The sequence below is a fragment of the Enterococcus sp. AZ088 genome (genome assembly GCF_051714845.1).
GTDB classification, from domain to species: Bacteria; Bacillota; Bacilli; order Lactobacillales; family Enterococcaceae; genus Enterococcus; species Enterococcus faecalis.
Genome location: NZ_JBIOSQ010000001.1, coordinates 737323 through 749512 on the forward strand (window position 1 = coordinate 737323; position 12190 = coordinate 749512).

Genomic DNA, 12190 nt, shown 5'->3' on the forward strand with positions numbered 1-12190 from the left:
TAGTGGTAGAAAGTGGTGGGATGTGGTAGACTTGTTCTATCAAGTGGAAAAGCGGGTGTATTGGCTATGCTTATGGGTGAATACCAACATAATATCGATGCCAAAGGCCGCCTAATCGTTCCATCAAAGTTTCGTGAGGAACTTGGTGAAAAATTTGTGGTAACGAGAGGGATGGATGGCTGTTTATTTGGTTATCCTTTAAATGAATGGTCACAACTTGAAGCAAAACTTCAAGAAATGCCCTTAGCTAAGAAAGATGCACGTACCTTTGTACGATTCTTTTATTCCGCTGCAACAGAATGTGAGATTGATAAGCAAGGTCGTATCAATATTCCGGCGAATTTACGAACACATGCCAGTTTAGAAAAAGGCTGTGTTGTTATTGGCGTCTCTAACCGAATTGAAATTTGGAGTGACGAACGTTGGCATGCATTCTCTGATGAAGCTGAAGAAAACTTTGATGAATTAGCAGAAACAATGATTGATTTTGGATTTTAGGAATGAGGCAAATGATGACTGAAGAATTTCGCCATTACACCGTTCTTTTAAAAGAAACAGTGGATGGATTACAAGTGAAGCCGGATGGCGTATACGTAGATTGCACACTCGGTGGTGCCGGACATAGTGAATACTTACTGACACAATTGAATGAGCACGGTCATTTATATGCCTTTGATCAAGACCAAAAAGCGTTGGCACATGCTAAGACTCGTTTGCAGAAATATGTAGACAAAGGTCAAGTGACCTTCATCAAATCAAATTTTAGAAATATTAAAGAAGAATTGGCAGAACACGGGGTGTTCCATGTTGATGGGATTCTATACGATTTAGGTGTTTCTTCACCACAATTAGATGAAGCAGAACGTGGTTTTAGCTATCATCAAGACGCGCCCTTAGATATGCGCATGGATCAAGACGCACCCTTGACGGCTCGCGAAGTGGTGAATACGTATAGCTATAGTGAGTTAGTAAAAATTTTCTTTCGTTATGGGGAAGAGAAATTTTCGAAACAGATTGCTCGAGAAATTGAACGTGTTCGTGAAAAGCAACCAATTGAAACAACAGGTGAACTCGTTGAGATTATTAAGACGGCGATTCCAGCTCCAGCAAGACGCAAAGGTGGACATCCTGCAAAACGAATTTTCCAAGCAATTCGCATTGCCGTTAATGATGAATTAGGGGCAGTTGAAGAGTCGCTAGAACAAGCAATTGATTTGCTAGCGAAAAATGGCAGAATCAGTGTGATTACGTTCCATTCGTTAGAAGATCGTATTGTTAAAACAATGTTTAAAGAATACAGTACGGTACAAGATTTGCCACCAGGCATTCCAGTGGTACCAGAAGAATTTCAACCAGAATTAAAAGTAATTACCAGAAAACCAATTTTACCAAGTGACAGTGAGTTATCTGAGAATAATCGTTCACGAAGTGCGAAGTTACGCATTGCCGAAAAAATAAAATCTAGATAGAGAGAGGGGTAGACACATGGCTGAATTGAAGAAAGTAAATGATTTCCATTATGAAGCACCAGAAATGGATCAGCCAACTGTGGCAACAGAGCAAGACAGAAAAATGCAAGAGGAAACACTACCTGTCCCCACTCTATTACCCAAAAAGAAACTAAAAAATGTCTCTTTACTAGAAAAATTAATCGGTGTTGTATTAGTTTGTGCAACGATTGGTATTGCAATTGCGACAATTCAAGTAAGAACGACAATTGTCCAAACCATGAACGATATTACAGAAACACAAGCAGTCATTAAAGAAAAGGAAGATAACGCTTTGAAATTGGAACAAGAAAGAAGCGAACTTTCTAAATCAGATCGAATCAAAGATGTCGCTAAAAAGCAAGGACTAGAAAATAACGGCGACAATGTTAGGACTGTTAAATAATGAGTAAAAGACATAAATTTAAACAATTCATGAAAAAGAAAAACTTAAATCCGATGAACAATCGTAAAAAAGTAGGCATCATTTTATTCGCTACGAGTATTGGATTGTTCTTTTTATTTGCCTTTAGAACGACATACATTGTGGCAACAGGCAAAGTAGCCGGTGTATCACTAAAGGAAAAAACAGCTTCTCTATATGAAGGAAGCCAAGTGGTAAAAGCTAAGCGAGGATCAATTTTAGATCGATATGGTAATCCAATCGCAGAAGATGCTACTTCCTATTCGTTATATGTCGTATTATCAAAAAAATATACGGGACAAAATAATGAAAAGCTATATGCGGAGAAAAAAGACTTCGATGATATTGCTGAAATTTTAGCGAAATATACCAAACTAGACAAAAAAACAGCATTGAAATACTTGAATAATGGGATCCATGAAGATGGGTCAACACAATATCAAGTGGAATTTGGTACAGGTGGTCAAAACATCACCTTGGAAACACGCCAAAAAATTGAAGCAGATTTGAAAAAGAAAAAAATCTCAGGTGTTTATTTCAATGAACATCCAGCCAGATTATATCCCAATGGGCAGTTTGCTTCTCACTTTATTGGCTATACAAAAGCAGCCAATCCAGATGATGATAAAGAAGGCTTAGTAGGCGCGATGGGACTAGAACAGGCCTATAATGATATTTTAAGCGGAACCGATGGCCGTGTGTATTTTGAAAAAGATATTTACGGTAATGCCTTACCAGGAACTGTGGCGGAAGAGAAAAAAGCAGTGGATGGTCAAGATATTTACACAACGCTGGATAGTCGCTTGCAAAATACCTTAGAGGATTTAATGACGCAAGTTAATGAAAAATATGAACCAGTTTCCATGACTGCCATGTTAATGGAAGCAAAAACAGGCGAAATTGTTGCCATGTCTCAACGGCCAACATTTAATCCTGAAACGAAACAAGGATTAGACAATAATGGCACGTGGCAGAACCTATTGGTTGAAAGTCCGTATGAACCTGGCTCAACGCTTAAATTATTTACGTCGGCGGCGGCCATTGAGCAAGGATTGTTTAATCCAAATGAATCATTTAACCGTATAGGTGGTATCACTGTTGGTGACACCACGATTAACGACCATGATGTCGGCAATTTAAAAGACAAAACGTCTTTAACTTATCGTCAAGCTATTTCTTGGTCTAGTAATATCGGAATGGTGAACTTGGAACAACGAATGGGTGGCGACAAGTGGGTCGAATATTTGAAAAAATTTGGGTTTGGTTCAAGCACACATTCAGGTTTAACTTCAGAACACACTGGGAAACTTCCAGATAATAATATTGTTGATCGGGCCAATTCAGCTTTTGGTCAAGGGATTACGGTTACTAATTTCCAAATGATGAAAGGTTTCTCAGCTATTGCAAATGACGGTTCAATGTTGCAACCTCATTACATCAGCAAAATTGTTGACAAAAATACAGGAAAAGAAACGATTACGGAACCACAAATCGTAGGAACCCCAATCAAAGCGCAAACAGCTCAACAGATTCGTACGTACATGATTGATACTGTTGAAGACCCGACTTACGGGATTGCGTATGATATTTATAAAGTACCAGGCTATCATGTTGCTGCCAAAACAGGAACTGCGCAGATTTCAGATGGTAAAGGGTACGTTGATGGAGCAAGTCAAGTCTTGTCTTCTGTAGTGGAAATGGTCCCAGCGGATAATCCTGAATATGTTTTGTATATTACACTGAGACAAGCAAAATCAGGTTCGCCTTCAGAAGCAATGGCGGCAATTGCAAATCCATTAATGAAATTAGCGTTAGACATTAAAGAGACAGATCCGGAAACAACGAAAGTAGCTTCTGATAAAGTCACAGTTGCTGATTATAAAAACATGACACCAGCGGAAGCGTTGGCCAATGCCAAAGTGAACGGGGTTGATCCTGTGATTATCGGCGATGGTGAAAAAATCAAGAAACAATCAACGCCGTCTGGTCAAACATTAATGCCTAATCAGAAATTGATTTTGATCACAAATGGAACGAACTATATGCCTGATTTAACCGGCTGGTCGAAGAGCGATGTTACCAAGTTTGGCGATCTATTAGGTTTGACTGTCGAGTTTAAAGGTGAAGGCTATGTGACGAAACAAAGTATCGCTGCTGAAACTGAAATTACGGAGAAAAAATTAACCGTGACTTTAGAAGGCACAGAATAATAACGTAGAATAATTAGGAGAGATAACATGGAGTGGACACAGATTTTTATTCCCATAGTGGTGAGTTTTGCCATTACAGTGAGCGTAATGCCACTATTCATTGGCTATTTTCAAATGAAAAAACAAGGGCAGGTTACTCGTGAAGATGGCCCGACTTGGCATAGCGTGAAAACAGGTACCCCTACAATGGGGGGAGTCGTTTTCCTTGTAGCCAGCTTGATTACTTCATTAGCAATGGGGTTGTTTTTCCACCAATTTACGCCGTCTCTACTAATTATTCTATTTATTTTAGTATTATACGGTTTGCTAGGTTATTTAGATGATTTCATTAAAGTCTTTAAAAAACGGAACATGGGCTTGAATTCTCGTCAAAAATTAATTGGTCAAATTTTTGGTGGGTTGGTTTTCTACTTTGTTTATCGAAGTGAAGGCTTTTCAGACACCTTAGATTTGTTTGGAGTAGCAGAAGTTCCGTTAGGTATTTTTTATGGCGTGTTTATTATTTTTTGGTTAGTCGGTTTTTCTAATGCCGTGAATTTGACAGATGGGATTGATGGCTTAGTTGCTGGTTTAGGAACAATTTCATTTGGTACTTATGCAATTATTGCCTGGAAACAACAACAATTTGATGTTGTGATTATCTGCCTAAGTGTGATTGGTGGGCTGATTGGCTTTTTCCCTTATAATAGAAAACCAGCAAAAATCTTCATGGGTGATGTTGGTTCATTAGCATTAGGTGGATTGTTAGCAGCAATTTCAATTATTTTGCATCAAGAATGGACGCTACTTTTAATTGGACTTGTCTACGTTTGTGAAACAGCAAGTGTTATTTTACAAGTTGCTTCATTTAAATTATTTGGTCGACGGATTTTTAAAATGTCACCAATTCATCACCATTTTGAAATGTGTGGTTGGTCTGAATGGAAAATTGATTTTGTCTTTTGGTCTGTCGGTTTAATCTGTTCAGGAATCACATTATGGATTCTTTTCTAATCTATCAAAGGGGAAATTGACAATGAAAAAAATAACAACCTATCAAAACAAAAAAGTGTTGGTTTTAGGACTAGCTAAAAGTGGTGTCAGCGCAGCGAAACTCTTACATGAGTTAGGTGCGCTCGTTACCGTTAATGACGCAAAACAATTTGATCAAAACCCTGACGCCCAAGATTTATTAACCTTGGGTATTCGTGTTGTTACAGGGGGGCATCCAATTGAATTGTTGGATGAAGAATTTGAACTAATCGTTAAAAATCCTGGTATTCCTTATACAAATCTACTTGTGGCAGAAGCACTAACTCGGAAAATTCCTATCATAACTGAGGTGGAATTAGCAGGTCAAATTGCCGAATGTCCAATTGTCGGCATTACGGGCACCAATGGTAAAACAACCACGACCACGATGATTGGTTTACTGCTAAATGCTGACAGAACGGCTGGTGAGGCACGTTTGGCGGGAAATATTGGTTTTCCAGCGAGTACGGTGGCTCAAGAAGCAACAGCCAAGGATGATCTTGTGATGGAACTTTCTAGTTTTCAGTTAATGGGAATTGAGACGTTTCACCCACAAATTGCAGTAATTACAAATATTTTTGAAGCACACTTGGATTATCATGGTTCGCGGAAAGAATATGTTGCTGCAAAATGGGCCATTCAAAAAAACATGACCGCAGAGGATACCTTGATTTTAAATTGGAATCAAGTAGAGCTTCAAACGTTAGCCAAAACCACAGCTGCCAACGTATTGCCTTTTTCAACGAAAGAAGCAGTAGAAGGGGCTTATCTTTTAGATGGGAAATTATATTTTAATGAAGAATATATTATGCCCGCCGATGAGTTAGGTATTCCTGGCAGTCACAATATTGAAAATGCACTCGCAGCGATTTGTGTAGCTAAATTAAAAAATGTATCGAATGCTCAAATTAGACAAACTTTGAAAAACTTTTCAGGCGTTCCCCATCGAACGCAATTTGTTGGCGAAGTTCAGCAAAGACGTTTTTATAACGATTCAAAAGCAACCAATATTTTAGCTACAGAGATGGCGTTAAGTGGGTTTGACAACCAAAAGCTACTTTTACTTGCGGGTGGCTTGGATCGCGGTAACTCATTTGATGAATTGATTCCTGCCCTGTTGGGACTCAAAGCAATTGTTTTGTTTGGAGAAACCAAAGAAAAATTGGCGGAAGCTGCTAAAAAAGCGAACATTGAAACAATTTTATTTGCTGAAAATGTTCAAACGGCGGTTACCATTGCCTTTGATTATTCGGAAAAAGATGATACTATTTTACTATCACCTGCTTGCGCAAGTTGGGACCAATACCCGAATTTTGAAGTACGCGGGGAAGCCTTTATGCAAGCTGTTCAACAATTAAAAGAAAGTGAAATGTGAGAAAATGAAGATACTAGTAACTGGTGGTGGCACAGGTGGGCATATCTATCCTGCGTTATCCTTCGTCGAACACGTCAAAAAAGAAGCACCTGCAACAGAATTCTTGTATGTGGGAACAGAAAATGGTTTAGAAAGTCAAATTGTGCCAAAGGCGAAAATTCCATTTAAAACGATTAAAATTCAAGGATTCAAGCGTTCGCTAAGTCCTCAAAATTTTAAAACAATTTATTTATTTTTAACAAGCATTAATAAAGCAAAAAAAATTATTCGTGAATTTCAACCAGATGTGGTCATTGGTACAGGCGGTTATGTTTCTGGTGCAGTGGTTTATGCGGCCCATCAATTGAAAATACCGACAATTATTCATGAACAAAATAGTATCCCTGGAATGACAAATAAATTTTTAAGTCGTTATGTGGATAAAATTGCGATTTGTTTTCCAGATGTCGCTAGTTTTTTCCCGAAAGAAAAAACAATTTTAACAGGGAACCCGCGGGGACAAGAAGTCGTAACGGTGGAAAAGTCAGCTATTTTATCAGAGTTTGGCTTGGATCCAGCAAAGAAAACGGTGGTTTTATTTGGCGGAAGTCGTGGCGCCTTGAAAATCAATCAAGCGTTTGAACAGGCCTTTCCTTTGTTTGAAGAGAGAGAGTATCAAGTTTTATACGCTTCAGGAGAAAGATATTATCAGGAACTTCAAGAAAGTCTAAAGCTTTCTGAAAAGAAATTGACAAACATAAGTGTGCAACCGTATATTGATAAAATGGTTGAAGTGATGGCTAATACCGATTTAATGGTGGGACGTGCAGGAGCAACCTCAATTGCGGAGTTCACCGCATTAGGATTACCAGCAATTTTAATTCCGAGTCCTTACGTCACGAATGATCATCAAACGAAAAACGCGCAAAGCTTAGTAAAAGTTGGTGCTGTTGAAATGATTCCAGATGCAGAATTGACCGGCGCTCGTTTAGTTGCGGCAATTGATGATATTTTATTAAACAATGAAAAAAGACAACAGATGGCAACGGCGTCCAAAGGGGAAGGCATCCCAGATGCAAGTGATCGTTTGTATCAAGTTGTGAAAACGTTAGTCTGAGATAGGAGGTGTGGAAGATTAGTAACGAGAACGATATATTCAAAAAAAGAAAACCATTACCTCCAAAAAAATCGGAAGAGTCTCAACCTGAACTGACACCTTGGCAAAAACAAAACCAAGAATATTTGAAGAAGCAAGCGGAAGAAGCTGCTTCAAAAGGTGAAAACGAACAAGCAGAAGTCACCATCACTTTACAAGAACAAAGTCAAGAAGAGCCTCAACAACATCTTCCACAAGAAACAGTGGAAGATGAGGAGCATTTTGCAGATCGTTTACCGAACGTTAAGAAAACACGGAACAAGCGCTTATATAGGCGTTTAGCCTTTATTTTAACTTGTTTAGGGACAGCCATTTTAGTGGCATTGTATTTTGTTTCGCCTCTTAGTCGATTGAGTGAAGTAACAGTTTCAGGTAACAAAAGTGTGGAGAGTCAAGCGATTATTCAGCAGTCAAAACTTGAAACTGGCAGTGGCTTATGGGAGCAGTATTCAAATAGAAATTATTTTTCTGCAAATATTCAGAAAAAGTTTCCAATTATAAAAAAGGCGAACATTAAGTTAAATGGTATTAATTCATTTAAAATTGATATTCAAGAGTATCAAATTGTCGCTCTTGCTGCGACTAAAGGCGGCTATCATCCGATTTTAGAGAATGGTAAAACTTTGGCGGAAACCACCAAAGCTGCTGAAAGTGGCAAACCAATTTTTGAGAATTTCAAAGAGGATAAATTAATCCCTGAATTAATGGCCTCTTACAACAAATTACCTCAAGAAATTAAACAAGGAATTTCAGAAATTAAATATGCACCATCAAAAACCAATAAAGACTTGATTAATGTCTATATGAATGATGGAAATCGAGTGATTGTTAATATTTCTGATTTAAGTGAAAAAATGGCTTATTATTCACAAGTAGCCGAGCAAATGGACAAACCTGGAATCGTTGATATGGAAGTCGGCATTTTTTCTTATCCGTATGAAAAAGAAAGTGAAGAAACGGGCAGTGAAGTTTCCGAAGATTCAGCGGTTGAAAATCAAGAAGTTGTGGACCCAAATGCAGGCGTAGCAACGGATGAAGCGAATAACGGTACGCCGACAAATGGAGAAAATCAAGAAGTGCAACAAGCAGAATAAGTTTTTTACAAAAATGTTTCAAAAATTAACGAACAAATTCGTATAATCTGCTTTCTAAAACCCCCATTTTTATGGTAAAATTGGAAGAAGTGAATAATACTAAAAAAGAGATAGTTAAACGGACGCCTTTGTCCGCTTAGATATTGGAATTAATAGGAGGAGGAATTCCGTTCATGGCAAAAACAGGAATGTATGTAGGCCTCGATATTGGTACAACTTCTGTCAAAGTAGTTGTCGCTGAATATATTGAAGGTCAAATGAACATCATCGGCGTTGGAAATGCAAAATCAGACGGTTTGAATCGAGGGATTGTCGTCGATATTGATCAAACAGTTCAAGCAATCCAACGGGCCGTTCGACAAGCCGAAGAAAAAGCCGGCATTCAAATTAAAAGCGTAAATGTTGGATTACCAGCGAATTTATTAGAAGTAGAAAGCTGTCAAGGAATGATAGCTGTTAGCAGTGAATCAAAAGAAATTACAGATGAGGATGTGCGCAACGTCGCATCTGCAGCTTTGGTTCGTTCAACTCCTCCTGAACGTCAAATTGTTGCAATCTTACCGCAAGACTTTACCGTCGACGGCTTTGAAGGCATCAAAGACCCACGTGGAATGCTTGGCGTTCGCATGGAGATGTTTGGCGTTGTCTATACTGGACCAAAAACAATCATCCATAACATCCGTAAATGTGTTGAAAAAGCTGGCTTAGGAATTAACGAATTAGTGATTACACCGCTTGCTTTAACAGAAACAATTTTAACAGATGGCGAAAAAGACTTTGGAACAATTGTCATTGATATGGGTGGCGGTCAAACAACGACATCTGTTATTCACGACAAACAATTGAAATTTACTCATGTTAACCAAGAAGGCGGCGAGTTCATCACGAAAGATATCTCAATCGTATTGAATACTTCTTTTAACAACGCCGAAGCCTTAAAAATTAATTATGGGGATGCTTATCCAGAAAGAACTTCAGCAAACGAAGAGTTTCCTGTTGATGTTATCGGTAAGTCAGAGCCTGTAAGAGTGGACGAACGTTACCTTTCAGAAATTATTGAAGCGCGTGTGGAACAAATTTTGAGAAAATCAAAAGAAGTTCTGGATGAAATTGATGCGTTTGAATTACCTGGAGGCGTTGTGTTAACTGGTGGCGCCGCTAGTATGCCAGGTATTGTCGATTTGGCGCAAGAGATTTTTGAAGCCAACGTAAAACTATACGTACCAAATCACATGGGCTTACGTAACCCAGTCTTTGCTAATGTCATTAGCATTGTGGAATATTCAGCGCAACTAAACGATATTTATCACATTGCCAAATATGCAATCCCTGGTGAAAAATCGAAACCAGCACAATCAGTCGCTGTCCAACAAGAAGTTCGCTATGACACATATGCTGAACAGCCTCAAGAAGAATACGAAGAATTCAACGAACGTGAGTCTGGTGAAAAAGTGACAGGCAAAATCAAAGACTTCTTCTCGAACATTTTCGACTAATCACATAAACAGGAGGATACGATATCATGGAATTTTCATTAGACAATAACATTAACAACGGTGCAGTCATTAAAGTTATCGGTGTAGGTGGCGGCGGCGGAAACGCTGTAAACCGTATGATCGAAGAAAACGTTAAAGGCGTGGAATTTATCACAGCCAATACAGACGTTCAAGCATTAAAACATTCAAAAGCAGAAACAGTGATTCAATTAGGCCCTAAATACACTCGTGGTTTAGGTGCTGGTTCACAACCTGAAGTTGGCCAAAAAGCTGCAGAAGAAAGTGAACAAGTGATTTCAGAATCATTACAAGGCGCGGATATGATTTTCATTACTGCTGGTATGGGTGGCGGAACTGGTACAGGTGCTGCCCCAGTAGTTGCAAAAATCGCTAAAGAATTAGGCGCTTTAACAGTTGGTGTAGTAACTCGTCCATTTAGTTTTGAAGGTCCAAAACGTGGTCGTTTTGCCGCTGAAGGAATTGCCTTATTAAAAGAAAACGTTGATACACTATTAATTATCTCAAACAACCGCTTATTAGAAGTCGTTGACAAGAAAACGCCAATGCTTGAAGCATTTAGAGAAGCTGATAATGTATTACGTCAAGGTGTTCAAGGGATTTCAGATTTAATCACTGCACCAGGTTACGTAAACTTGGACTTTGCTGACGTGAAAACAGTGATGGAAAACCAAGGAACAGCTTTAATGGGGATTGGTGTAGCGAGCGGCGAAGAACGCGTAATTGAAGCAACGAAAAAAGCTATTTCTTCACCATTGTTAGAAACATCAATCGATGGTGCGGAACAAGTCTTATTAAACATTACTGGTGGCTTAGATATGACCTTGTTTGAAGCGCAAGATGCTTCAGATATCGTTACAAATGCTGCTTCAGGTGATGTGAACATCATCCTAGGTACATCAATCAATGAAGATTTAGGCGACGAAATTCGTGTAACAGTAATCGCTACAGGTATTGATGAATCAAAAAAGGATAGAAAACCGCACCGTCAAACAAGACAAGCGGTTCAACCAATGCAACAAACAACTCAATCTGTGGAAATGGATCAACCAAAATCACAAGAAGAAGCAAGTGCTTTTGGCGATTGGGATATTCGCAGAGAACAAAATACACGTCCAAAAGTTGATGAATCTTCATTAGAACAAGTAGACAAAAAAGAATTTGACACATTCCACCGTGAAGAACCAAATCACAATGATGACGAATTAAGTACGCCACCATTTTTCCGCAGAAAACGATAAGGAGCATCGATTAGAAATGATAGCTGAAAACTTAACAAATATTAATAATCAACTTCAGCTAGCATGCAAAAGCTCACAGCGCTCTGTTGCTGATGTGACAATGATTGGCGTCACTAAATCAGTAGGAATTGAGGAATCAGCAGAGCTTGTTCAGCTTGGTGTCCAGAATTTAGCTGAAAACCGAGTAGATAAGTTACTAGAAAAGAAAGCTGGATTGGAAAAATTTAATGATATTCAGTGGCATTTAATTGGTAATTTACAACGTAGGAAGGTAAAATTAATTATTAATGAGATAGATTATTTTCATGCATTAGATAGTCTGAGTCTAGCCAAAGAAATTCAAAAAAGAGCAACGAAAGTTATTCGTTGTTTTGTTGAAGTGAATATAACTGGGGAAGAAAGCAAGCACGGCTTTCGTAAAGAAGACGTCTTACCTTTCATTCAAGAACTTGCTGATTTGGACAAAATTCAAATCGTCGGTCTAATGACTATGGCACCTTTTGGGGCAAGTGAAGAAGTATTACATGCAACATTTAGAGAATTAAAAGAGCTGCAAATGACCGTAAATGAGAAACATTTATCTTTTGCTCCTTGTACAGAACTTAGCATGGGAATGAGTAACGATTTCCCAATCGCAGTTGAAGAAGGTGCAACTTTTATACGAATCGGAACAGCGTTATTCAGAGATGCGTAAAGGAG

11 protein-coding genes are annotated in these 12190 nt (G+C 38.6%); all 11 read left to right on the top strand.

What is annotated here, in order from left to right; translation table 11 throughout:
* Positions 1 to 12 precede the first annotated feature (12 nt).
* The 11 genes from mraZ to IGL17_RS03670 all read left to right on the top strand — a co-directional run bounded on the left by mraZ (position 13) and on the right by IGL17_RS03670 (position 12185).
* Positions 13 to 498, top strand: a complete 486-nt coding sequence (mraZ, locus tag IGL17_RS03620; protein WP_002383402.1) for a division/cell wall cluster transcriptional repressor MraZ — start codon at positions 13 to 15, stop codon at positions 496 to 498.
* Positions 499 to 512: 14 nt separating this feature from the next.
* Positions 513 to 1469, top strand: a complete 957-nt coding sequence (gene rsmH, locus IGL17_RS03625) for a 16S rRNA (cytosine(1402)-N(4))-methyltransferase RsmH (RefSeq protein ID WP_002355891.1) — start codon at positions 513 to 515, stop codon at positions 1467 to 1469.
* Between the two features lie 16 nt (positions 1470 to 1485).
* Positions 1486 to 1893: a cell division protein FtsL gene (ftsL, locus tag IGL17_RS03630; protein ID WP_002358883.1), complete on the top strand. Its 408-nt coding sequence runs from the start codon at positions 1486 to 1488 to the stop codon at positions 1891 to 1893.
* Positions 1893 to 4121: a penicillin-binding protein gene (locus IGL17_RS03635; RefSeq protein WP_010777493.1), complete on the top strand. Its 2229-nt coding sequence runs from the start codon at positions 1893 to 1895 to the stop codon at positions 4119 to 4121. The genes ftsL and IGL17_RS03635 overlap by 1 nt, the downstream gene beginning before the upstream one ends.
* Before the next feature lie 27 nt (positions 4122 to 4148).
* Complete coding sequence (gene mraY, locus IGL17_RS03640) at positions 4149 to 5114, top strand: phospho-N-acetylmuramoyl-pentapeptide-transferase (RefSeq protein ID WP_002355894.1); 966 nt, start codon at positions 4149 to 4151, stop codon at positions 5112 to 5114.
* Positions 5115 to 5136: 22 nt separating this feature from the next.
* Positions 5137 to 6507: a UDP-N-acetylmuramoyl-L-alanine--D-glutamate ligase gene (murD, locus tag IGL17_RS03645; protein ID WP_016617985.1), complete on the top strand. Its 1371-nt coding sequence runs from the start codon at positions 5137 to 5139 to the stop codon at positions 6505 to 6507.
* 4 nt (positions 6508 to 6511) lie between these two features.
* Positions 6512 to 7603, top strand: coding sequence for an undecaprenyldiphospho-muramoylpentapeptide beta-N-acetylglucosaminyltransferase (gene murG / locus IGL17_RS03650; protein ID WP_002355896.1), 1092 nt, complete (start codon positions 6512 to 6514; stop codon positions 7601 to 7603).
* A gap of 8 nt (positions 7604 to 7611) precedes the next feature.
* Positions 7612 to 8736 (top strand): cell division protein FtsQ/DivIB, encoded by a 1125-nt coding sequence (locus IGL17_RS03655; protein WP_016617986.1) that lies wholly within the window; start codon positions 7612 to 7614, stop codon positions 8734 to 8736.
* 173 nt (positions 8737 to 8909) lie between these two features.
* Positions 8910 to 10232 (top strand): cell division protein FtsA, encoded by a 1323-nt coding sequence (gene ftsA / locus IGL17_RS03660; RefSeq protein WP_002355898.1) that lies wholly within the window; start codon positions 8910 to 8912, stop codon positions 10230 to 10232.
* Between the two features lie 26 nt (positions 10233 to 10258).
* Positions 10259 to 11491, top strand: coding sequence for a cell division protein FtsZ (gene ftsZ, locus IGL17_RS03665; RefSeq protein WP_002355899.1), 1233 nt, complete (start codon positions 10259 to 10261; stop codon positions 11489 to 11491).
* A 16-nt stretch (positions 11492 to 11507) separates the two neighbouring features.
* Complete coding sequence (locus IGL17_RS03670) at positions 11508 to 12185, top strand: YggS family pyridoxal phosphate-dependent enzyme (RefSeq protein ID WP_016617987.1); 678 nt, start codon at positions 11508 to 11510, stop codon at positions 12183 to 12185.
* The last annotated feature ends 5 nt before the right edge of the window (positions 12186 to 12190 follow it).